This is a genomic window from Asanoa sp. NPDC049475 (assembly GCF_040676915.1).
Taxonomy (GTDB): Bacteria; Actinomycetota; Actinomycetes; order Mycobacteriales; family Micromonosporaceae; genus Asanoa.
This window is the reverse complement of record NZ_JBFAPY010000007.1, coordinates 248,043-270,461: the sequence shown is the minus strand read 5'-3', so window position 1 is coordinate 270,461 and position 22,419 is coordinate 248,043. Positions and strand designations below refer to the sequence as shown.

Annotated in this window: 22 protein-coding genes and 1 tRNA gene; 12 read left to right on the top strand and 11 right to left on the bottom strand. The window is 69.5% G+C overall.

From position 1 onward, the window contains the following. Positions 1-32: 32 nt before the first annotated feature. Positions 33-389 (bottom strand): hypothetical protein, encoded by a 357-nt coding sequence (locus tag AB0J88_RS28550; RefSeq protein WP_364350302.1) that lies wholly within the window; start codon positions 387-389, stop codon positions 33-35. Between the two features lie 385 nt (positions 390-774). Here AB0J88_RS28550 and AB0J88_RS28545 point away from each other — a divergent pair, with 385 nt between their 5' ends. Together AB0J88_RS28545 and AB0J88_RS28540 are read left to right on the top strand one after the other, a co-directional pair. Beyond that, positions 775-1,890, top strand: coding sequence for a globin domain-containing protein (locus tag AB0J88_RS28545; RefSeq protein WP_364350305.1), 1,116 nt, complete (start codon positions 775-777; stop codon positions 1,888-1,890). Between the two features lie 216 nt (positions 1,891-2,106). After that, positions 2,107-2,886 carry a class I SAM-dependent methyltransferase gene (locus AB0J88_RS28540; RefSeq protein WP_364350308.1) on the top strand — a complete coding sequence of 260 codons (780 nt, stop codon included), beginning with the start codon at positions 2,107-2,109 and terminating at the stop codon, positions 2,884-2,886. Between the two features lie 199 nt (positions 2,887-3,085). On the opposite strand, the gene AB0J88_RS28535 is transcribed toward AB0J88_RS28540, so the two are convergent. Next, a complete protein-coding gene (locus AB0J88_RS28535; RefSeq protein WP_364350311.1) occupies positions 3,086-4,666 on the bottom strand; it encodes a peptide deformylase in 1,581 nt (526 codons plus the stop codon). Positions 4,667-5,007: 341 nt separating this feature from the next. On the opposite strand from AB0J88_RS28535, the gene AB0J88_RS28530 reads away from it, so the two are divergent. The 3 genes from AB0J88_RS28530 to AB0J88_RS28520 are packed head-to-tail and all read left to right on the top strand — an operon-like array spanning position 5,008 to position 7,809. Then, positions 5,008-5,775, top strand: coding sequence for an IucA/IucC family C-terminal-domain containing protein (locus AB0J88_RS28530; RefSeq protein WP_364351004.1), 768 nt, complete (start codon positions 5,008-5,010; stop codon positions 5,773-5,775). A 17-nt stretch (positions 5,776-5,792) separates the two neighbouring features. After that, positions 5,793-6,788, top strand: a complete 996-nt coding sequence (locus AB0J88_RS28525) for a sigma-70 family RNA polymerase sigma factor (RefSeq protein WP_364350314.1) — start codon at positions 5,793-5,795, stop codon at positions 6,786-6,788. 40 nt (positions 6,789-6,828) lie between these two features. Continuing rightward, positions 6,829-7,809, top strand: coding sequence for an NADPH:quinone oxidoreductase family protein (locus AB0J88_RS28520; RefSeq protein ID WP_364350317.1), 981 nt, complete (start codon positions 6,829-6,831; stop codon positions 7,807-7,809). 83 nt (positions 7,810-7,892) lie between these two features. Here the strand turns inward: AB0J88_RS28520 and AB0J88_RS28515 are convergent, their stop codons facing one another. Then, positions 7,893-8,579: an SDR family oxidoreductase gene (locus AB0J88_RS28515; protein ID WP_364350320.1), complete on the bottom strand. Its 687-nt coding sequence runs from the start codon at positions 8,577-8,579 to the stop codon at positions 7,893-7,895. Between the two features lie 124 nt (positions 8,580-8,703). On the opposite strand from AB0J88_RS28515, the gene AB0J88_RS28510 reads away from it, so the two are divergent. Further along, entirely contained in the window at positions 8,704-9,348 is a 645-nt protein-coding gene (locus tag AB0J88_RS28510) for a helix-turn-helix domain-containing protein (protein WP_364350323.1), read from the top strand. Here the strand turns inward: AB0J88_RS28510 and AB0J88_RS28505 are convergent. Further along, complete coding sequence (locus AB0J88_RS28505) at positions 9,337-11,037, bottom strand: hypothetical protein (protein WP_364350326.1); 1,701 nt, start codon at positions 11,035-11,037, stop codon at positions 9,337-9,339. The two genes, AB0J88_RS28510 and AB0J88_RS28505, sit on opposite strands and share 12 nt — an antisense overlap. Before the next feature lie 267 nt (positions 11,038-11,304). Between AB0J88_RS28505 and AB0J88_RS28500 the strand changes: the two genes are divergently transcribed. Continuing rightward, positions 11,305-12,015, top strand: coding sequence for a class I SAM-dependent methyltransferase (locus AB0J88_RS28500; protein WP_364350329.1), 711 nt, complete (start codon positions 11,305-11,307; stop codon positions 12,013-12,015). 11 nt (positions 12,016-12,026) lie between these two features. Here the strand turns inward: AB0J88_RS28500 and AB0J88_RS28495 are convergent. Beyond that, positions 12,027-12,113 (bottom strand) — tRNA-Ser (locus AB0J88_RS28495). Positions 12,114-12,164: 51 nt separating this feature from the next. Here AB0J88_RS28495 and AB0J88_RS28490 point away from each other — a divergent pair. Next, entirely contained in the window at positions 12,165-13,103 is a 939-nt protein-coding gene (locus AB0J88_RS28490) for an NAD(P)H-quinone oxidoreductase (RefSeq protein WP_364350332.1), read from the top strand. Here AB0J88_RS28490 and soxR read toward each other — a convergent pair. Both soxR and AB0J88_RS28480 read right to left on the bottom strand, forming a co-directional pair. Continuing rightward, on the bottom strand, positions 13,090-13,554 hold the full coding sequence (gene soxR / locus AB0J88_RS28485) for a redox-sensitive transcriptional activator SoxR (RefSeq protein ID WP_364351007.1): 465 nt from the start codon (positions 13,552-13,554) through the stop codon (positions 13,090-13,092). The two genes, AB0J88_RS28490 and soxR, sit on opposite strands and share 14 nt — an antisense overlap. Further along, entirely contained in the window at positions 13,551-14,237 is a 687-nt protein-coding gene (locus tag AB0J88_RS28480; RefSeq protein WP_364350335.1) for a glycosyltransferase family 2 protein, read from the bottom strand. Before AB0J88_RS28480 ends, soxR begins: the two co-directional genes overlap by 4 nt. Before the next feature lie 193 nt (positions 14,238-14,430). Between AB0J88_RS28480 and AB0J88_RS28475 the strand changes: the two genes are divergently transcribed. Continuing rightward, positions 14,431-16,044, top strand: a complete 1,614-nt coding sequence (locus AB0J88_RS28475; RefSeq protein WP_364350338.1) for a ricin-type beta-trefoil lectin domain protein — start codon at positions 14,431-14,433, stop codon at positions 16,042-16,044. Between the two features lie 38 nt (positions 16,045-16,082). On the opposite strand, the gene AB0J88_RS28470 is transcribed toward AB0J88_RS28475, so the two are convergent. Further along, the gene (locus AB0J88_RS28470; protein WP_364350341.1) at positions 16,083-16,661 is read right to left on the bottom strand and encodes a hypothetical protein; all 579 of its coding nucleotides are present in this window, start codon (positions 16,659-16,661) and stop codon (positions 16,083-16,085) included. A gap of 345 nt (positions 16,662-17,006) precedes the next feature. On the opposite strand from AB0J88_RS28470, the gene AB0J88_RS28465 reads away from it, so the two are divergent. From AB0J88_RS28465 to AB0J88_RS28455, 3 genes are read left to right on the top strand one after another with little or no spacing between them, the layout of a single operon-like run. Beyond that, on the top strand, positions 17,007-17,948 hold the full coding sequence (locus tag AB0J88_RS28465; RefSeq protein ID WP_364350344.1) for an AAA family ATPase: 942 nt from the start codon (positions 17,007-17,009) through the stop codon (positions 17,946-17,948). Next, positions 17,945-18,397: a hypothetical protein gene (locus AB0J88_RS28460; protein WP_364350347.1), complete on the top strand. Its 453-nt coding sequence runs from the start codon at positions 17,945-17,947 to the stop codon at positions 18,395-18,397. The genes AB0J88_RS28465 and AB0J88_RS28460 overlap by 4 nt, the downstream gene beginning before the upstream one ends. Before the next feature lie 3 nt (positions 18,398-18,400). After that, positions 18,401-19,783, top strand: a complete 1,383-nt coding sequence (locus tag AB0J88_RS28455) for a CBS domain-containing protein (protein WP_364350350.1) — start codon at positions 18,401-18,403, stop codon at positions 19,781-19,783. On the opposite strand, the gene AB0J88_RS28450 is transcribed toward AB0J88_RS28455, so the two are convergent. The 3 genes from AB0J88_RS28450 to AB0J88_RS28440 are packed head-to-tail and all read right to left on the bottom strand — an operon-like array spanning position 19,765 to position 22,382. Then, positions 19,765-21,108, bottom strand: a complete 1,344-nt coding sequence (locus AB0J88_RS28450; RefSeq protein WP_364350353.1) for a HAMP domain-containing sensor histidine kinase — start codon at positions 21,106-21,108, stop codon at positions 19,765-19,767. The genes AB0J88_RS28455 and AB0J88_RS28450 overlap by 19 nt on opposite strands. Further along, positions 21,101-21,784, bottom strand: a complete 684-nt coding sequence (locus AB0J88_RS28445; protein ID WP_364350356.1) for a response regulator transcription factor — start codon at positions 21,782-21,784, stop codon at positions 21,101-21,103. The genes AB0J88_RS28450 and AB0J88_RS28445 overlap by 8 nt, the downstream gene beginning before the upstream one ends. A gap of 46 nt (positions 21,785-21,830) precedes the next feature. Beyond that, positions 21,831-22,382 carry a hypothetical protein gene (locus AB0J88_RS28440; protein WP_364351010.1) on the bottom strand — a complete coding sequence of 184 codons (552 nt, stop codon included), beginning with the start codon at positions 22,380-22,382 and terminating at the stop codon, positions 21,831-21,833. Positions 22,383-22,419: the final 37 nt, after the last annotated feature.

Sequence of the window (22,419 nt, the reverse complement as noted above, 5' to 3'; positions counted from 1 at the left end):
CTAACTGTGCCGGATAAACCTGACCGCGCGCATCAGGGGCGCGCGACAGGCCCTTGATCCGCGAACCAGGCCTCGTCGACCCGCACCTGCACCCAGGACTCCGGCTGCGGACCAGCATCAGGCAACGGACCCGCACCGCACACCTGCAACGGCCGATAAGGCCCAGCCGACGCCCGGCCCTTCACGTGCAACCCGGTCCGCTCGGCGAGCAGATCGAGCAGCAGCAGCCGCACCGGCCCGGAGACCACCGGATGGCTGCCCGACTCCGGCCACGCGATGAGCCCCCGCGACGGCACGCGCAGGAACCCGACCGGGCCGATACGCGAGGTCCGTTCACCCCACATCGGCGTGATGAAGACCATCTCCTGCGCCCGGACGAACTCGACCATGCGGTCGTCCAGGCGAAAGGCACGCGGCGGGTCCACCGATCCGGGACGCCCGACCGGCGCGCGTGATCGCCGACCGGGGGACCGCACGCGGCGAGCGGACGAACCCGATTGGGCAAAGCTGATGGTGCGCTCCATGCGGACTCCAGAACCGATTTTGACCAGCCGGAACACGCAGCGCCTTACCACACGCAGTTCAGGGTTCCACAACGGTAGATCCATAGACAGGCCCGGATCGCGTTCGTCGCACATTCTGTGCGATGGACCTCCACGGTGAGTCATCAGGCTGGTCAGACGTGCACAGCGCGACCACACACACCCTGATCAACCAGAAGTGCGGCGGGCCGGGTGGAGGCCAAGGCACGTCAGACAAGCGAAAAGGGCGTCAATGGGGAACCTTTCACGGCTGCTGAAAGAAAGCTGGACCCTCGTCGAGGAACAGCAGGACAAGGTCGCCGGATACTTCTACGCACGCATTTTCCTGTCCAACCCACACCTGCGGAACCTCTTCCCGGTGACCATGGACGTCCAGCGGGCCCGGCTGCTCGGCGCCATCGTCACCGCGGTCCAGAGCCTGGACGACCCGGACCGCTTCGAGGAATATCTGCGCCAGCTCGGCCGCGACCACCGCAAGTTCCACGTGGAACCAGAGCACTACGACGTGGTCGGCGGCGCGCTGCTCGAGGCGCTGCGCACCTTCGCGGGCGAGTCGTGGAGCATCGAGTACGACCAGGCCTGGGGCGACGCGTACAACGTGATCGCGAAGAAAATGATCGCGGGCGCGGAGGCCGACACGAACCCGGCGTTCTGGCATGCCGAGGTGCTCACACACGAGCGCCGCAGCCGCGACATCGCGGTGATGACCTGCCGACCGCTGCAATATCCGCTGGAGTACCGCGCCGGCCAGTACGTCAGCGTCGAGGCCCCGCGCTACCAACCGCGGCTCTGGCGCACGTACTCGATGGCCAACGCCCCCAACAAAGAAGGCACGGTCGAGTTCCACGTGCGCGCGCTGGGTGCCGGCTGGGTGTCGAGCGCTCTGGTCCGCCGCGTGCAGGTCGGCGACCTGCTCCGGATCGCCGCACCGATGGGCACGATGACCCTCGACCGCAAGTCGACCCGCGACGTCGTCTGCGTCGCCGGCGGCACCGGCCTCGCACCGATCAAGGCGCTGATCGAGGAGCTGACCCGCTACAACCGAACCCGCTGGGTGCACGTCTTCTTCGGGGCCAAGGACCGGGACGACCTCTACGACCTGCCGGAGCTCAACAAGCTGGCGGCGCGCTACCCATGGCTGTCGGTCGTGCCGGCGTGCAGCGACGACCGCAACTTCGTCGGCGAACAGGGCAACATCGGCGAGGTCCTGGCGCGGTATGGGCCGTGGGGCGATCATGATTTCTTCGTGTCGGGGTCGTCCGCGATGGTCAAGAGCACTCTGCGGACGTTGGCCGAGCTGAAGGTGCCGGCCGTAAGGATCAAGTACGACACCTTCGGAGACATTTAGAGATCGGCTCGGGTCCGCCTGGGGCGCGACCGTCGCTCCCGCCAGAGACCGCTGCGCTTCGCTCCGCTGCCAGGCCCGCGCCCGGTCACCCTCAAAGCCAGAACCACTCAGGCTGCGGTTCTTGACTGACGGGCGGCCGACCGAAGTCGCCAATGTGCCGAGCAAAGGCTCGCGAGCGCCCTATGGGCACGGACGGTGCACCGATAGCGTGGCCGGATGAGTGTTGATCCAGTGGCGCACAACCGCGTCGCCTGGGACCGGCAGGTTGACCAGGGCAACGAGTGGTCGCGGCCGATCTCCGCGGAGACGGTCGCCCGGGCGCGGGCCGGTGACTGGTCGGTCGTGCTCATCGGCTACCAACCCGTGGACCGCTCCTGGTTCCCCGCCGACCTCACCAACGCGGACGTGTTGTGCCTGGCCTCCGGCGGCGGCCAGCAGGGGCCGACACTCGCCGCGGCCGGCGCCCGGGTCACCGTGCTGGACAACTCGCCGCGCCAGCTCGAGCAGGACGAGCTGGTCGCCCGACGGGACAACGTGCCGCTGCGGACGGTCCTCGGCGACATGCGCGACCTGTCCGCGTTCGCCGACTCCTCGTTCGACCTGGTCTTCAACCCGGTCTCGAACCTGTTCATCCCCGACCTCGCCCCGGTGTGGCGGGAGTGCTTCCGGGTGCTGCGCCCGGGCGGTGTGCTGCTGTGCGGCTTCCTCAACCCGGACGTCTACCTGTTCGACCACGAGGCGCTGGACCAGCGCGGCGAGCTGGTGGTCCGGCACAAGCTGCCGTACAGCGACCTCACGCACGTGCCGGCCGAGGAACGCGAGCGGCTCTTCGGCGCGGACGCGCCGCTGGAATACAGCCACAGCATGGCCGCACAGCTCGGCGGCCAGCTCGCCGCGGGCTTCGTCATCACCGGGTTCGAGGAGGCACCGCACCACTCGGACGCCACCGCGGGCTGGCTGCCCGGCTACTTCGCGACTCGCGCCGTCAAACCATGACGGATCCGGGCGGCAAGAGTGCGTGACGGCGGGAAAGCTGGCCTACGACTTGTAGCGCCAACCAGCCCGGCTCGGCCTTCCCTGGCCCGGCCGGCGGCAGCTTCCCGGGCTTCGGCGCTCCGCAAGACCAGCATGCCTAACGCGAACTCGCTTCCATCGCGCCGGGCGTAGACAGCCTGGCGGTCTTCGCGCAGGCACGTCAGTAGCTCCAGGGCACCCCGGTTTCGCGGTATTCGGTGATCGGCACCAGCCCGGCACCAGGCGGCATCCGCTCGTCATAGAGCCGCCCCTCCAGGTGGTCGACCTCGTGCGCCACCAACCGCGCCAACCCGTGCTCGAACGTCGTCAGCCGCCGTGTCCCGCTCCAGTCCGCGTGCTCCACCTCGATCCGCAGCGAGCGCGGCACCAACCCCCGCACGTCGAAGAACGACAGGCAACCCTCGTAGCGCTCGTCGGTGCGCGGTGACGCCTCGACGATGCGCGGATTGACCAGCACCAGCGGCTCAGCGGCGGGATCCTGCGGACGTACCACAGCGATCGCCACCGACAACCCGATCTGCGGCGCCGCCAGCCCGACCCCCTTGCTGAAGATGTGCATCTCCTCGATGCGCTCCAGAGCGGCGAACAGCCTGTCGACGACATCGCGACCCGCGGCGGCGTCGGCCGGCAGCCGCAGCGGCACCGCCCGGTGCGCGAGCAGCGCACTGCCGCGCTGCACCACTCCGACCGACCGCATGCGCTCGGAAGGCGTCCGCGGCGCGTGCCGCTGCGCCGGCACGGTCACCGCCGGCGCCAGCGTCAGCCCGTTGGACTCCAACACGGCAGCGCGGAACCGCCACTCCAGCCGATAGCGGGCGTTGAGCGTCGGCGAGTCGGTCGTCCACTCGAAGAAGCTGCGCTCGCCCTCGGTGCGGCGGGTCACCGGCGTACGCAGCGGGACCTCCTCCGACGACAGCGACGTCTCGACACCCCAGACCTGGGCATCGAGCTCGGCAGGAAAATCGAGCCGCACGGTGAGCCGGCGGGTGGGCAGGCGCACGGCCCGCTGGAACCAGCGACCCCACTTCTCCTGACCGACCGTGTACGCGTACTCGATGGTGACCCGCTCCCCGGGGTAGAGGGGGAACCGGCCGTTGGCGTTCTCGAAGAGCAGCCACACCTCCTTGAACGCGTCCCGGTCGTGCTTCTTGCGCCAGTCCATCGCCTCGCGGGTCGGCGGGTCGTCGCAGAACGCCTGCAGGTCGAGCTCTTCGAACGTCAACGGGTGGTCGCGGTGGTGCTTGTTGGACAGCGCCGGGTCCTCCGGATAGCGGTCGACCGCGACCCGCACGAGATAGCGGGTGACCGGCTCAGTCCCGGCGTTGTAGAGCGACCGGCGGATGACGCACCGGTACTCGTTGCCCACGAACGCGAGCGTCGCGACCTCCTGCTCGACGATCAAGCCGGTCCCGGGTGGCATCCACTGCTCCGGCACCGGCGGGTCGCGTTGCGGCATCGACATCCCGCGGGCGTGCCGCAGGTCGTCGTACTCCTGGAAGCGCAGCCAGACCGCGCCCCCAGCGCCGAGGACCGCTTCGGCGCGGCGGGCGAAGTCCTCGGTCGGGCGATGGCGGCGGCCTTCGACGTGGCTGACGTACGACGGGTCGAAGCCCATCTGGGTGGCGAGTTGCTTCTTCGTCAGGCCGCGCTCCACCCGCCAGCGCGACAGTTCCGCGGCGAACGACTCGGCGGCGCGTTCTATCGGCGAGATTGGTGAAGTCGGCGGCGGTGAGCTCGGCATCACGCATCCCTTGAGGGGCCGGGGCTCCCCTAGAGGCCCGGAAATCCAGTCTGCTGCGCAAGAACCCGACCCGGCCATAAGTGCCGCGTTACCGACAAATGCCTTGACAACCGTCGCTCAGCGCGACCCAGTCGACACGGCGCGAAGTACTCAGAAGAGTAGTAGCCCACTCCGGCCCGCGAATCTCTGGTTAGGCTAGCCTTAGCACGCTATGTTGTTTCGGCTGGCGGCCCTGCGGTACTAGGCCAGCCAAAGGGACGTCAAGCGATGGGTGGGAACTCGATGGCACGGATGCGGGTGGCGGTGGGGTGCCAGTGACGGCGACCATCGACTTCCGCGCGATGGCCGGAGCCCCGTTCGACCCCATCAGCGCGACATTGCGATCCATGTTCGGCACCGACGACCTGCCCGGCCTCACCCAGGGCCTGCTGGTCCACGACGCCGCCGGCTGGATCCCCGCCGCGTCGCTCGCCGACGGCACCCACCTGCCCCAACTGCTGGACGCGGCCGCCCACCGCTGGCGCGGCTCACCCCACGCCGCGGCCGCGCTGGCCTGGAAGTCCTACAGCTACTGGCTGACCCTGCCGGCCGTACTGGGCTGGGCCTCCGCCCGCCGGGTCCCCCTGCTGCGCGCCGACGACGTACTCGTGCACTTCGAGGACCACCGCCCACTGCTGACCCTGGGCTACCGCCGCACGATCGACGTCGCGGTGCTCCCCTCGGACCCGCTGGCCATCTCGGGCCTGCCGGAGGTCGTGGTCGTCCCTGACGAGGCCGCGCTGCTGTCGACGTTCCGCACGACACTGCTCGACGAGCACGTCAACCCGATGCTCGACGCGATCCACACCGAGGTCCGGGTCGGCGCCCGCACGCTGATGGGCTCGGTCGCGTCGGGCATCGCGTACGGCCTGCTCCGCGCGGCCGACTATCTGCCGGGCTCGACCGTCGACAACATCACGTCGCTGTTGACGGCGCTCGAGCTGGACGACCTGGTCGACCTGGAGACAGGCCCGAACGGCCAGATCACCGTGCAGCGCAAGACGTGCTGTCTGGCCTTCACCCTCCCGAAGCCGAAACTCTGCTCGGGCTGCGTCATCAAACCCTCCTGAACGGGACGCGGAACAGCGTGGATGGCCACCGCGCCGGATTCGTCGAAGCGACCGAGCCGTTCCGGCGCGAGCTGTTCGCGCACTGCTACCGCATGCTCGGCTCGATCCAGGACGCGGAGGATCTGGTCCAGGAGACCTACCTGAGAGCCTGGCGGTCCTACGACGGCTTCGAGGGGCGATCGTCGGTCCGCACCTGGCTCTACCAGATCTCCACCAACAGGTGCCTCACGGAGCTGGCCAAGCGGGGCCGGCGAGTGCTGCCCTCTGGCGCTTCCGATCCGGAGCAGGATCCTGACGCGCACCTGGAAGAGGCCGGCAGCGACGTGCACTGGCTGGAGCCCACGCCGGATTCGCTGGTGCTCCCGGACACGGCTGATCCGGCGGCTGTCGTCGCGGCACGCGAGGGCGTCCGGTTGGCGCTTGTCGCCAGCTTGCAATACCTCCCGCCGAGGCAACGGGCCGTTTTGATCCTGCGGGACGTGTTGGCGTTTCACGCCGCTGAGGTCGCGGTCATGCTCGACACCACGACGGCGTCGGTCAAAAGCGCGCTGCAGCGCGCCCGCGGCCGGCTGGAGCAGTTGGCCCTGAGCGACTCGCAGATCACCGAGCCGACCGCGCCACAGGCTCGCGCGCTTCTCGACCAGTACATCGCCGCGTTCGAGAATGCCGACGCCGCCGCGCTGGAGCGGATCCTGCTGGAGGACGCCACGCTGGAGGCCACGCCGCTGCGCACCTGGTTCGCCGGCCGCACCGTCTGCGTACCGTTCCTGCGCGATCACCTGCTCGGTGCGCCTGGTGACTGGCGCATGCTGGCCACCAGCGCCAACGGGCAGCCCGCCGCCGCGGCCTACCTCCGCGACCGACACGGGAACTATCAGCCCTACGGGATCTGCGTGCTCACCGTCACGGAGGCAGGCATCCGCCGGATCTCCTCGTTCGGGGACCCGAGCTTGCTCGCCGTGTTCGGGTTCGGAGCGATTCCTTTCCCTGTCTCGCCGGGTCGTCCTGGGTGAAGGTATACAGCCCTCGATCACCCTAAGGAAACCGACAACCATGCGCGCACTCCAGCAGACGTCCCTGAACGGCCCACGAGACCTGCGATTGATCACCGACGCCCCACTCCCGAGCCCGGGTCCAGGTGAGGTGCTGATCCGAGTCACCGCCGCCGGGGTCAACTTTGTCGACATCTCGCAGGCCCGCGGCATGTTCGCGGGCGGCCCTAAGCCGCCGTACCTGGCAGGCATCGAGGCCGCCGGTGAGATCACCGCAGTCGGTGCCGGTGTGACCGACCTGGAGCCCGGCGCCCACGTCGTCGGCGTCGGTATCGCCGGCGGCGCCTTCGCCGAGCACATGGCGCTGCCCGCCGCGGCGGCGGTGCGCGTGCCGGCGGGCTGGTCCGACGACGAGGTCCTAGGCCTGGTCGTCAGCTGGCCGACCGCGCTGGCCGCGCTCAAGCCCCTCGGCCGCATCACCGCCGGGGAGACCGTGCTGATCCATGCCGCCGCCGGCGGGACCGGCCAGGCCGCGGTCACGATGGCCAAGCACTACGGCGCGACGGTGATCGCCGCCGCCTCACCCGGCAAGCACGACCTTGTGCGCGCGCTGGGCGCCGACCACGTCATCGACTCCCGCGGCGCCGACATCGCCGGCGAGGTCCTGCGGCTGACCGGCGGCGCGGGCGCCGACCTGGTCCTGGAGTCGGCGGGCGGCACCACGCTGGACGACAGCATGGCCGCGGCCAAGCGCGTCACCGGTCGGGTCGTCGTCTACGGTCTGGCCGGCGGGGAGGCGACGGTCACCAACTGGGACCTGGTCTACAAACACCAGGTCCAGGTCGTCGGCCTGAACATCGGCGCCCTGATCCAGTCCGCGCCACAGATCTTCGGTGCGGTCATGGGTGAACTTTTCGGCCTCCTCGCGGACGGGGTGCTCCGTCCCCGCCAGCCCACCACCTACCCGCTGGAAGACGGCCCGCAAGCACTCGCCGACCTGGAAGCGCGAGCCACCGTCGGCAAGTTGGCCCTGCGACCCTGAAGACAGGGCCGCCCCGAGCGGCGGGCCTTGTGGGCTCGCCGGTCGGGGCGGCGGACGGTCGTCCGGGCCTCAGCCAGGGTCGCTTACGAGGTCAGGACGCCGCCTTCTACATAGAGCTCTTGCCCGTTGATGCCGCTGTTGCGGAGCAGGAACTCCGTCGCGTCGACGATCTCCGCGACCGTGACCAGGCGGCCGATCGGGCTGCGGGCCACGTGCGGGTGGTTCGGGACCTCGCGCCACCTCGGGCTGTCGCCGACCACGCCCGGGTGGATGACGTTGATCCGGTGCGGGGCGATCTGGCCGGCCAGCGTCCGGACCAGGCCGCCGAGGCCCGCGTTGTGGGTGGTGACGACCGTGGAGCCCGGGTACGGAAGGTCCTTGGCCACGCCGCCGAACAGCACCACCGAAGCGTTCGGGCGGAAGCGGTCGCGCAGCACCCGCACCACCTCGACGTAGCCGACCAGCTTGACCGTGTGCGCCGTCACAGCCGCGGTCACGTCGAACTCCGCCAGCGTGCTCGTCGTCGGGTGCATCGCGGTGAGGACCAGGTGGTCCACCTCGGTGATCGGCGCCAGGGCGGCCTCGATGGTCTCCGGGTGGGCCAGGTCGAGCGCCAGACCCTGGACGCCGGCGCCGATCTCGGCGGCCGCGGTCTCCGCGCCGTCCTTGGTGCGGCTCGTCACCACGACCGTGTCACCCCGGGCGGCCAGATGCGCCGCGATGGGCAGGCCCAGGCCGCCTGTGCCACCCACAACGATTGCCGTGCCCATGTCCGATTCCCTCCGTCGATAAGCCCCGTCGACTGTGCCATGCCGCGAGCCCGACGGCCCTTGATCGTGAGGATGGTCATTGACTAAGCAACTAAATCCGGCGGCCCAGCGATAGGCTGCCGACGTGAGCACACGGCTCCGCGCGGACGCCGAGCGCAACCGGCAACGAATCATCGACGCCGCCCGGCGGGTCTTCGCGGCCCAAGGGGTGCACGCACCCGTCGAGGAGATCGCCAAGGAGGCCGGCGTCGGGATCGGCACGCTCTACCGCCGGTTCCCCGACCGCACGGAGATCGTCGAGGCAGTCTTCCTGGAGCGCGCCGGCCGCTACCTGGCCGCCGCCGAGGAGGCCCGGCTGATCGACGACCCGTGGGACGCCTTCCGCAGCTATCTCGAACAGCTCTGTGCCATCCAGGCCGAGGACGCGACCGTCACCGACGTGCTCACCTTGACGCTGCCGGCCTCCGAAGCCCTCGAAAAGCTACGAAACAGGTTGTACGCCACCCAGAACCGGCTGATCCGCGCCGCCATGCGTCAGGGCACGCTGCGCGCGGACTTCGTGCCCGAAGACGTGCCCGTCCTGCTCGTCGCCAACGCCGCGATCATCCGGACCGTCGGCGAAGAGGTGGCGCCCCGGTTTCTCGCGATCGCGCTCGACGGGCTGCGCACCGACAACCCGAGCCCGCTGCCGAACCCACCGAGCGCCGCGACACTGGTCGCAGCCATGCAACGGCCCCCCGTCAACCGGCGCGGCCCCTCAACCCCGTAGCGCCGCCGCGTCCCACAGCCACACATCGTCAACCTGCCGTGGCGGTACGCCGTACAACTCGGTCAAGGTCCTGATCCACAGTGTGGAGTCGCGGCGTTTCGGCACCACCACCGCGCCGGCGTTCCAGTAGGTCAGGTCGGCGCGGGCGTTCGCCCGGGTGGCGGCCGAGGCGGACGGGACCTTGCCGGTCCGACTCACGTACCGCAGGAAGTAGTTGGTGGGCCGGAACTCCGACGTGAAGTTGGCGATCCGCTCGGGGCCGACCGGTGCCAGGAAATAGCCACCGGCCAGCGGCATCCGGGTCATGGTCATGGCCGACCAACGGATCGGGTCGTTGACCGCCGAGGTCGGCATCGGCACGAACACGATGCTTTTTCCCCCGGCGGTGTAGCGCGCCCACGTCCCGGACGAGACGAACGCAGGGGTGTTCGACAACTTGGTCGCCGGCAGCGCGGTGGGGGCGATCGGCACCAACGCCACGAGCAGCACCACGGTCCCGACAGCCCGGAACGCGATCAGCGCCGAACCACGCAGCGACGAGGCCCGTTGTTGCGCCGCCGCCACACCGAGCGCCAGCAGGAGCCCGACGATCGGGGTGACGGCCAGCGCCCAGCGGGTCGGCACGGCCGAGCTCAGCACCGGCACGTCGTGCAGCGACTGCCACAGCGACGGGAACCCGGTCGGCGAGCCGTGCAGCCGGACCACGGGGCCGAGTGAGAGATAGGCGAAGACCAGGCCGACCACGAACAGCCCGATGGCCGCCGCGCTGCGCCGCAGTGCGACCACCACGACGACCGTCAGGGCCACCAGGGGCCAGCCGAAGAAGGAGTTCTCCTCGGCCGCGTTCTGGGCCAGCCCGCGCGCGCTCTCCATGCTGCCGAGCAGCGACTCGCGGGACAGCCCGACGTACGCGGCGAGATCGGCGCCGTAGCCCCGGACCTCGTACGGCAGGCCGCTGTAGGACTGGGGTCCGCCCAGCAGCATGGCGATCGGATACCAGAGGGCCGCCAGGGCGACGCCGACCGCGACCAGTGCCCCGAACAGGAACGGCCGCCAACACGCCCGGGCCTCCCGCCACCGGATCGCCGCGGCCACGGCCAGGAAGATCACCAGGCCGACGGCGGTCATGAACAGGATCTCCAGGTTGATGAACGCCTGCCAGATCACCACCAGCCCGAGCAGCACGCCGTTGCGGAGCCAGCGCGGGTTCCGCAGCTCCAGCGTGCGCCAGATCAGCACCGGCACGAGGAACTGGGCGACCAGGTTGGGATGACCGTTGGCCTGGGAGATCATCCCGGGCGCGAACGCGCAGAACCCGGCGCCGACCCAGGCCGCGAACCGGCGCTTGAGCAGGTGGCGGGAGAGCACGAAGTACCAGCTCACCGCCGTCAGGATCAGCGCGCCGGTGAGGAAGACGTTGAACGCCGCGTGTGGGCCGAACAGCAGGGTCACCGGGGTCAGCGGGATCGAGATGCCGAGCACCGAGGTGTTGGCCATCAGGTTGATGCCGTCCGGCGCGTTCATCTGGTCCGAGAAGAACGGTGACGCCTGGCCGGTGGCGACCAGCGCGCCGTGCCCGAGCATCCACTCGAAGAACGCCTGGTCGGCGCGGTTGGCGGCGAGGCCCCAGGTGGGGTGCAGCCAGATCCGCCAGGTGACCCAGAAGGCCAGCACGACATAGCTGGCCATGGCAGCCAGATCCAGCGTCCGGCCAGAGAGCAGCGCCCGGCGGTCGGTCGCAGGGGCCTCAGCGGCCACCCGAGGCAGATCCGACGTGTCGGTCTCCCCTATCCCACCCACCGCCATCGGCTCCTCCAGGGCCTTCAGGGGTTCCGCGACAAGACCGGCAAATCACCGATCTCTGACACATCCGACCTAGGTTTTCATACCGTAACCAATAGGGAAGGGCTCTCACGTTCCATCGAGGTAACTGTCCCTACCGGGGGGAGGCGGCAGATGGCCGAGATCACCGGGGATCAACAGGTCCAGTCCGAGGTACTCGAAGGCTTGGCCACAGCGGTCAACCACCGGCGCTGGTTCGCCGAACTGGCAGAGCCCTACCTGGGCAGCAACCCCATCGAGATCGGCAGTGGACTCGGCGACTACGCGCTCGAGTGGGCGCCACACACCGCCCGGTTCACCGCGACCGAGGCCGACCCTGACCGGCTGGTCGCGCTCAAGGACCGGCTGGCCGGCCACGCCGACATCGAAGTACGCCAGCTGCTGCTGCCCAGCGACGTGGACGGCGCGTACACGGCGGCGGTCTCGTACAACGTGCTCGAGCACATCGAGGACGACCGCCGCGCGCTGCAGAGCATGGGCCGCCTGGTCCGCCCGGGCGGCGCCGTGATCATCATCGTGCCGGCGTTCCCGTTCGCGATGAGCCCGGTCGACATCGCCACCGGCCACGTGCGGCGCTACACGATCAGGTCGCTGGCCCGGGTCATGCAGCGCGCCGACCTGCGGGTCGAACGGATCAACTACACCAACGCGCTGGGCCTGATCGGCTACTACATGGCCACGAGCGTCTTCCGGCTCACGCCGAAGGAAGGCGCGATGGTCAAGTTCTACGACAAGCTGGTGCTGCCCGCGACGAAGGCGGTCGAGACCCGGGTCCGGCCACCGTTCGGCCAGTCGGTCTTCGCGGTGGCCCGCCGGCCGCGCTGACAGGCAGAGAGCGGAGGGTGTGGGATTCGAACCCACGAAGACATCGCTGCCTTACCGGTTTTCAAGACCAGCGCCATCGGCCACTAGGCGAACCCTCCTGGACGCGGGGTCAAGTCTGCCATGCGCCAGGGCACAGGGTAAGAAAGGGCATGCGCGCGATCACTATCTCCGAGCCGGGCGGACCCGAGGTGCTCACCTGGGCGGAGGTGCCGGATCCGACGGTCCAGCCCGGAGAGGTCCTGGTCAACGTCGTCGCCTCCGCGGTCAACCGGGCTGACCTGCTGCAACGCCAGGGGCACTACAACCCGCCGCCCGGCTCGTCGCCCTACCCGGGGCTGGAGTGCGCCGGGCTGGTCGACGGCGAGCCCGTGTGCGCGCTGCTGTCCGGCGGCGGCTACGCCGAGAAGGTCGCCGTGCCCGCCGAGCACCTGCTGCCGGTGCCCGCCGGTGTCGCCCTCGACGAGGCCGCCGGGTTGCCCGAGGTGGCCTGCACCGTCTGGTCCAATGTGGTGCGTGGTGCGCGGCTGGCCGAGGGCGAGACGTTCCTTGTCCATGGTGGATCCAGCGGAATCGGCACGTTCGCCATCCAGCTCGGCAAGGCGCTCGGTGCAAGGGTTGTCACGACCGCGCGCGCGGTGAAGCACGAGGCGTTGCTGGCGCTCGGCGCCGACCACGTCATCGACTACTCCACCGAGGACTTCGTCGCGGTCACCCAGAGCCTCGGCGGCGCCGACGTCATCCTCGACATCGTCGGCGCGTCCTATCTGGACCGCAACATCGCCGCACTGGCCCACAACGGGCGCATCGCGACCATCGGCACCCAGGGCGGTCGGCGCGCCGAGCTCGACTTCGGCAAGCTGATGGCCAAGCGCGGCTCGATCACCGCGACCACGCTGCGGGCGCGTCCGGCAGAGGAAAAGACCGCGATCATCGCCGGCGTACGCGAAACGGTGTGGCCGTTGATCGAAGCCGGCCGGATCCGTCCGGTGATCGACCGGCGGATGCCGATGGACCGTGCCGCCGACGCCCACCGGGTGGTCGAGGAGAACGCGCACATCGGCAAGGTGCTGCTGGTCAATCCTTCGTGACCCGGCGGGCGGCCTTGCGCAGCAACAGTTGCGGACCACTTCCGTCGGCGGACAGCCGATCGCCGGCGTTGTAGAGCTGGCAACGCCGCATCGACAGGCAACCGCAGCCGATGCACTCGGAGAGGTCGTCGCGCAACTCCTCGAGCAGCGCGATGCGCTCCTCTAGGCGGGTGCGCCAGAGCGCGGAGAGGCGACTCCAGTCGGCCCGGGTCGGCGTGCGGTTGTCGGGCAGCTCGGCCAGCGCGGCGGCGATCTCGTCGAGCGCGACGCCGACCTGCTGGGCGATCCGGATGAAGGCCACCCGGCGCAGCTCGGCCCGGTCGTAGCGGCGCTGGTTGCCGCTCGTGCGGCCGGCGCGGATCAGCCCCAGCCGCTCGTAGTAGCGCAACGCGGACGGCGCGACGCCGGATCGCGCGGAGAGCTCACCGATGGTGAGCGTGTCGGTGGTCAGCGCTTGCGGGCGCGCTCGCGACCGAGGATCCACAGTGCTTCGACGCCGTCTTTCCAGGTGATCTTCTTGCCCTCTTCACGGCCGCGGGCGCGGTAGCTGATCGGCACCTCGTAGGGGCGGATCTTGCGCCGCAGCAGCTTGCCGGTCACCTCGGCCTCCATGCCGAAGCCGCGGGACTTGATGTCCAGCGACCGGTACAACGGGACCGGGAGGAGCTTGAAGCAGGTCTCCAGGTCGCCGATGTAGGAGTTGAACAGCACGTTGGCGGCCGTGGTGACGGCCTTGTTGCCCATCACGTACCAGAAGCTGTAGGCGCTGTGGCTGCCGAACGTGCGGTTGCCGTAGACGACCTTCGCCCGACCGTCCAACACCGGGTCGAGGAGCTTCGGAATGTCCAACGGGTCGTATTCGAGGTCGGCGTCGAGGATGACCATGTAGTCGCCCTCGGCGCTGTCGACCGCCGTCTTGATCGCAGCGCCCTTGCCGGCATTGCGCGGATGGGTGATGACCCGCAGCCGGGTGTCATCGGCGGCGTCGAGAATCGCGCCGGTGCCGTCACGGCTGCCGTCGTTGACCACGACGAGCTCGATCTCGCACGGGTACTCGACCGCGAGCGCCTGCTTGAGTGCCTCCGCAACGCGTTCTTCCTCGTTGTAGACCGGCATGAGGATCGAGAGCTTCACGGGAATCTCCAGGGCGGACGACAAATCCGCACCAGCCTACCGGCTGCGTTTGAAGATCGTCCGTCGACCATCCGGGCGTTCCCCCGATAGGGCTCGGTCGATCATCTGAGGACTATTCACATATGCGGGTTCATCAGGCTACTCTCCGGTAACTCGATCGATACCTTCCGATCGAGCCGAAAGGAGTGCGTCGATGCTCGACTCCCGCAAAGGGAAGCCTGGCAACGCGCTCCGGGTGCCACTGCGGCGTACCCTCGCCGCCGCGGCGCTCGTCGCGGGCCTCGTCCTCCCGTCCCTCGTCGCGACCGGAACCACCGCCGGCGCGGCCGACCGTCCCCCCGTCCAGCCGCTGCCGGCCAACCTCGAAGCGATCCGCGCGGCCGAAGCGACCTCGCTCTACGGCAGCCCCGCCGTCCGCCCCCTCGAAGACCGCAAGACCGCGCTGGTCACCATGGGTGACAGCGAGATCTCGGGCGAAGGCGTCGGCAACTACGTCCCCGGCACGCACCAGGACGGCAACTGGTGCGACCGGTCGTACGACCAGGCCGTGTTCCGCACCGGCATCGCGTCCGACACCCAGTTCAACATCGCCTGCTCGGGAGCCACACCGTGGAACCTGATCGCCGGCGGACCGACCCAGTGGAACGAGCTCAACCAAGGCGACAACCTGGCGATCAAGGCGCGCAACACCCGCGTGAAGCTCATCTGGGTGGTGGCCGGCGCCAACGGTGACGGGACGATCCAGTTCGGCCCCGTGGCCACCGACTGCGCCATCAGCCGGGTGTTCTTCCAGGGTGCCTGCTACCCGACGTACACGGATGTCTGGACGACCCGGGTCGACGGCTCGCGCGCCGCGGTCGAGGACGCCCTGCGCAGCATCCGCGCCACGATGACCGCGGCCGGTTACCTGGCCTCCGACTACGAGCTCGTGCTCCAGTCCTACCCGAGCCCCGGCAGCCCCGACGTCGAGGACAACCCCGACTTCCCCGGCTGGTACGCGGGCGGCTGCCTGCTCTACCTCGCCGACGCGGCGTTCGCCCGCAACAAGGCCGTTCCGCTGTTCGAACGCGGCCTGCGCCAGGCGGCGGTCAACACCGGCACCCGCTACCTCGACGCCAGCCGGCTCTTCCACGGCCACGAGGTGTGCACCGACAACACCAGCGTGCGCGGCCTCTACATCGAGGTCGGGATCTGGAACGAGAACGCCGCACGCCAGTCGTTCCACCCCAATGCGCGTGGCCACGGCATGTTCGCCGAGTGCATGACCGCGTTCGTGGCGTCGGGCCTGCCGCAGGCGACCTGTGTCGACCAGGCCAGCACCGGCCACGGCACGCTGGTCGGCGGGCTGCTGGAGTTCAAGCAGCTGCGCAACGCGGGCACCGGGAAGTGCGTCGACGGCAAGGGCTACGACTCCAGAAACAGCACGGCGCAGCAGTCGTACGCGTGCCACGGCGGCCGAAACCAGGGCTTCTGGTACGACCCGGCGCGGCAGTCGCTGCACAGCGAGCTCTCGCACGACCGCTGCCTGGACGTCTCGGGCGGCTCGCTGACCGCGAACACGGCGGTCAACATCTACAACTGCACGGGCGGCGTCAACCAGAAGTGGCTCTTCGCCGGCAACCAGATCAAGGCGGCCGGCAACACCGCCCTGTGCCTGGCGTTCGACAGCCCGCTGCTGGGCACGCCGCGCCTGCGGCTGGCCAACTGCGGCTCCAGCACGCGGCAGCAGTGGTCCTTCGAGTCCCGCAACTTCGCGAACCCGGTCGGCTACGGCCACGACGACTTCATCGGCGACCGGGTGTACTGAGCGTCGGGGCCCCGCTTCGTGCGGGGCCCCGCCCGTTCTCACTTCTCGCGGGGGATGACGACCAGCCGCGCCTCGCCACCGTCGCCGTCCTTGGTGCCGGCGACCCCGACCTGGTCCCCGGCGGCGAGCTCATCGGGCTTGATCGAGTTGCGGCGCTCGACGACCCGCAGATCATCGGCGAACGACCAGGTGATGGTGAACCCGTCGCTGCTCTTCACCGTGATCGAGTCCGCGTCGACGGCGGTGACCTCACCACGCTGGACGAGCACGGTCTGCGTACCGCCGTCCTTGGTCTTGACCACCGCCTCGCCGTGCAGGGTGTTCTTCCGCAGCAGCACCCGCGCCTTGAACCGCTTGCCACGCTCCCGGTCCTTCTCCTTGGGCGCGGCCGACGGCGACGCACTGGGCGCCACGAGCTTCAAATCCGCCAGCTCAGCCGGCGTGATCTCGTCGGGGTCGAACCCCATGGCGGCCAACGCCTGCCCCTCGACCCCCATGCCGGCCGACACCTCGATGCCGGTGTCATCGCCGCCTCCTGCGCCGCTGCCGATGCCACACCCGGTCATGCCCAAGCCGACCAACACCGCGATGCCGGCCGCGACTGCCCAACGCTTCATCGGTTCTCCCTCGTCTCGTCTGTGCGCCAGGCCAGACTGAGCCCGCCATGGCAGAGGCCGATCAGGCGAATGTTCGAGCCGCGTAAGAGTCTTCGGGCTCTGGACTCGACCGCCCGCACGCGAGACGATGGCCGTTTGCTCGACCACCAATCCCTTCTCCGACAGACGTTCCAACTCGCAGCGCAATGCCGAGACGCACATTCGTCTATTGGTCCCGGAAAGCGCGCCAACGGGCCCTAATTCGCGTCATTCGCTAGTGGCACGAACCCGACAGGTACGCTGCCACCCCTCTTTCGGCAGTTACTGTCGCAAGGTCCTGCCGCCGTCTCGTCAGGAGGGCTAAATATGCGTGTCGTCGCGGTCATGAACTACAAGGGCGGCGTCGGAAAGACCACGCTCACCGCCAACCTCGGCGCCGAGATCGCCAGCCGAGGGCACAAGGTGCTTCTGCTCGACCTCGACCCGCAGACCAACCTGACATTCTGCTTCTACACCGTGGAGGAATGGCGGGAGACCCTGCGCAAGGACTCCACCATCATGCGGTGGTACGAGGGAGACATGCCGGGCCGAGACGTCTCCCTGGAGAGCTTGGTCGTCTCTCCCCCGCAGGTGAACCAGTCGATCGAAGGCTCTGGTGGCCGACTGGACCTCATCTCCTCGCACCTCAAGCTGATCGACATCGACCTGCGACTCGCCGCCCGGTTGGGTGGCGGCACCACGTTGGCCGAGTCGAAGCGTCGCTTCCTCGACCTGCACGGCTCTCTTGCCAAGGCATTGCGCTCCGATGCGTTCAACGAGTACGACCTCGTGCTCATCGACTGCGCGCCCAACTTCGGACTGGTGACCAAGACGGCGATCGTCGCGAGCGACCATGTCCTCATTCCTGCGAAAGCCGACTATCTGTCCACGCTTGGTATCGACTACCTCGCGGGGAACTGCGACACGCTCATCGCGGAGTACAACGACTACGTAAGCCACGGCGCGGGGATGCGTAGCACCGATCGAACAATTAATCCACGGTTCCTTGGGGTCGTTTTCACCATGGTGAAGATCTACGCTAACAAGCCGATCTCCACGCAACAGAACTACATCGAGGAAATCCGACTCAACTCCCAGGTGCCGGTGTTGAACGGCATGGTGCGCGACAGTCCGCGACACTTCGGGGACGCCGGATCCAGCGGCATCCCCGCCGTGCTCCGCGCGCCTATCGACGACGAGGTCGCCATGGAGTTCCGAGCGCTCGCCAAAGAGGTCGTCGACGGCGTCGGTGGAGGCCTGGGCCGATGACAGACCTGACGCTTTTCCTCCAGCTGCAGGCTCGGATCGCGACGTTCCTAGCGGAGCAACCGGCGGAACGGCTTCTCGCTCTGGCGGAAGGGCGCGCGATGCTGAGCCTGGTCGACGGCCATCCACGCGCGGTTCCGGACACCATGTCCCAGCCGCCGCCCGCCAACGTGGTCGCTGCGCCCGGGGCCCGACGGGCACCAGCTGTCAGACGCTCCACAGCTCCAGCGGACCTGGACGCGGACGCGATCGCGAAGAGCCTGCGGGCCAAGGAAACGTTGGACGAGGCCACCGAGGAGCTCGCAGGGCACAAGCTCACGGTTGGTGGCCTCAAGCTCGTCGTGCGGGCGCTCGGTCTGATTCCAAAGGGCACGAAGGCCGACATCACGCGGCAGATCATCAACCAGGCGGTCGGCGCAAGGCGCAAGTACGACGGTCTTCGACAGGGATAGGCGATGATCGACAGCGCTACGACGCGTTCGATGCACCTCATCGGCGGCCGTCGTGTCCAGGTGCGGGACCTCATGGACGCCGGCCTGCTGCGCCCAAAGAGCGCACTGCAGTTCGTGCGCAAACGAGTGGGCGAGACTCACCACGCAGAGGTGACCGACGCCGGGTGGATCCGGCTCCAGCCGGACGGCCCGGAGTTCCCGACGCCGTCACGGGCCGCGATGGTGGCGTCCGGCATGCGCGCCGTCGACGGCTGGCTCGCCTGGACGGTGGTGGAGACCGGGCGTTCCTTGGACACCTTGCGCCAGGACCTGCTGGATCGTGCCGTCAGCGTTGCCGCGACCGTGGAAGACGGCGCGGAAGAGGCGCTCACCCAACGCGTCCACGAGCGCCTGCGAGAAGCTCGCAAACGGGCGGACGCCGACCAGCCGGAGGAGTTCTCCGTCCGGGAACTGATCTCGTTGTGGGGAGCGAAGGGCCGCGGCGACCAGATCATCCGCATCGAGGCCGACCTCGCCAACCACGGTCTGGTCACCCACCCCAGCTTCCGCAAGGTGACGCTCGACGCGATCGTGCGGTTGATCGCGGTGCCGGCCGATGCCGAGGAGGAGGTCGAGGCTCCCACCAGCACGACCGTCATCAGCCCTCCCGAAGAAGCTGAGATCGCCGATGACGCCATCGGGCTGACCGTTGGCAACCTTCCGTCGGCGCTCGGCGGCATCAATTCCGTCGAGCCAGGTGCGACCTTCGACGAAGCGATCACCAAGATGCTGCTGAACGACCATTCGCAGCTCGCGGTGCTCAATGGCAAGCGCAACCTGCGCGGGGCGGTCACGTGGCAGTCGATCGCCCACGCTCGGCACCTGAAGACCGACGCGAAGCTGTCCGAGGCGATCGAGCAGGATGTCTCGGACGTGCGCTACGACAAGGAGCTGATCGACGCTCTGCCCGAGCTGCAACGGTCGGGCTTCGTATTCGTACGCAACGAGAACAACGAGGTCGCCGGGATCGTGACGACCGCCGACGTCGTCCACGCGTACGGCGAGATGGCGATGCCGTTCTTCCAGATCGGCGAGGTCGATCGCAACCTGCGCCGAATCATCGCGCGCAACTTCGACCTCGACGAGGTGCAGAGCTTCTGCAACCGAAAGGTGAGTTCCTTCGACGAGCTCACGATGGGCGAGTACCGACGCGTCCTGGAGAACCCGGGCAACTGGACCAAGCTGGGGTGGCCGCTCGACCGCTCTGTGCTCATCGAACGTCTCGACGAGATTCGAAAGATCCGCAACGACGTCATGCACTTCAACCCGGATCCGCCGCCCGAAGGCACGGTGGAGATGTTGCGCAAGCTCAACAGCCTGCTCCGGCGTTACGGCGACCAGGCCTGACCGCTCGGCAACGTGATCGTGAAGCGGGCGCCGCCCTCCGGGGCGTGGCCCGCTTCGATCTGGCCGCCCAGGCGCCGGACCAGGCCCTGCACCAGGGCCAGACCCAGGCCGCTGCCGCCTTTGCGTACACCGTCGTAGCGCTGGCGTAGGGCTCCGCGCTCGAAGACCACCGGCAGGTCGTCGTCGGTGAAGCCTGGGCCGCCGTCGCGGACCTCCAGGAACCCGCCTGGGCGGGTGGCCAGCACGATCGGGGAGCCGGCGGGGACCACCCGCAGGGCGTTCTCCAGCAGGCCGTCGAGGATCTGGCGGGTTCGGCCCGGGTCGGTGACGGCCGGCACCGGAAACGGCGGCGCCTCCACGACCAGGGTGACGCCGGCCGCCGCGCAGCGGGGGCGCCAGGTGTTCGCTGTCTCGGCGACGATCTCGGTCAGGTCGACCGGGAGCGGGGTCAGCGGGAAGTCGACGGCGTCCAGGCGGGCCAGGGCCAGCAGGTCCGTGACCAGGCGGTCCAGGCGTTCCGCTTCGGCCAGCACCGTGCGGCCCGCGCGGGCTGCGCCGTCGCCCTCGATCACGCCGTCCGACAGGGCCTCGGCGTAGCCGCGGATCGTGGTCAGCGGCGTGCGCAGCTCGTGCGAGACCGACAGCAGGAAGTCGCGCTGGCGTCCCTCGCTTGTGGACAAGGCCTCCGCGAGCCCGTTCAGCGCGTGCGCCAGCGACTCCACCTCCTGCGGCGGCTCGACCGGCACCCGCACGCCGCGTTCGCCGCCGCCCAGGCGGCGGGCGGCCTGCGCCGCTGTCCGGATCGGGCGGGCCAGCCGGCTGCCCAGCAGCACGCCGGCCAGCACGCCGGCGGCCAGGCCGGCGAGCAGCGCCAGCCACAGGTTCTGGCCGATCGCGCGCCAGATGCCGGTGGCCCGCGGGTGGGTCAGCACCACCACCGCGTTGGCGTTGTTGTTGTTGATCGGGCGGGCCTCCACAAGGGACGGGACACCACCGACGATGGCCGTTCCGGAGAACGTGCCGTCGGCCACCAGCGACAGCACCGCCGGCGGCAGCCCCGGTTGGTCCGGAACGCCCTTGCGCAGCACGAACAGCGAGATGTCCCGGTCCCGCAACGCGTCGAGCAGCTTCTTGTCGCCCGCCGGGCGCGGTGTGGCCCGCAGCGCGGCCGCCACCACGGTGGCCTCGGCGGCCAGCGACTCCCGGGTGCGCGCCTCGACCGTGCGGGCGGCCAACGGGATCGCGACCAGCGCGGTCACGAGCACGGACACCACGGCGACGGCGCAGCCGACCAGGGCCGCGCGGGCGGTCAGGGTGCTAGGCATCGATCGCGTACCCGACGCCGCGGTGGGTGCGGATCAGCGCGCCGGCGTCGCCCAGCTTGCCGCGCACCTGGGCGATGTGCACGTCGACCGTACGCGTGCCCGAATGTGCGGCGTAGCCCCAGACCGCGGCCAGCAGCTCCTCGCGGGTGAACACCCGCCCGGGTCGGCCGGCCAGGTGCGCCAGCAGGTCGAACTCGGTGGAGGTCAGCTGCACCGGCACGTCGCCGACCGTGACGCTGCGGCGGCCCGGGTCCAGGGTCAGCGGGCCGACCGTGCGCGGACGCTCGGCCGCCGCGGCCACCCCGCCCGCGGCCCGCCGGAGCACCGCGCGCAGGCGGGCGACCAGCTCACGGGGTGAGAACGGCTTGGTGATGTAGTCGTCGGCGCCGAGCTCCAGGCCGACGATCCGGTCGACCTCGTCATCGCGGGCCGTGAGGAAGATGACCGGGGTCCAGTCGCCGCCCTCGCGCAGACGCCGGCAGATCTCGGTGCCCGACAGGCCGGGGAGGGCGATGTCGAGCACGCAGGCCACCGGTCGCACCCGACGGGCCGCGGCCAGACCGGCCTCGCCGTCGTGCTCGACGTGCACGCCGAACCCGTCCCGGCTCAGATAGAGCCGGACCAGGTCCGCGATCGCCCGTTCGTCCTCGACGACGAGCACCAGGCCGTCTGCCACCGGCCCATCATGGCCGACCGACGTACGCCCCTATGTAAGAGGCTTGTCAGAAAGCCACCGCGACGGTGTGGCGGGAACGCCCCAGTGACTCCCAGGCGCCCGTGTCGCGGCGCAGGGCATCCCGGGTGGCGGCCGGGACACCAGCCCCGGCCGCCGTCCCGGCTCCCGCGCGGGCAGTGCGCGGGCGGAAGACGTGGCTCAGCAGCGCGTCCAGGTGCCACACCTGCTTCGGGTGGGCTACCCGGATCCAGAATCGCTCCCGAACCCCGTCGACGGCCGTGGCCGCCAGCTCAACCGCGGACAGCCGCGGATCGGGGTTCCACGTCACGTTGCCCAGGTGGCCCAGTTCCGTGTTCAGATGCAGCCGGAGGCGGTGCAGCATCCGCGACTCGTGGGTCACGACCAGGCGGCGGTAAGTCAAGAGCATCAGGTACTCGCCCTGTGCGGGGCGGTCGGCGCGGGTGCACCGGGCCACCAGAGCGGCGGCATCGTCGGCGGCTACACAACGCCGGAAGACGGGCATGTGGCGGCTGACTGTCGGGATCGCCACACCGGCTTCGGCGGCGGCTGGCAGGAACGTACGGGAGAAGACGTCCATGCCGTTCACAACGACGCGCCTCGCTGGAGGGTCGCGG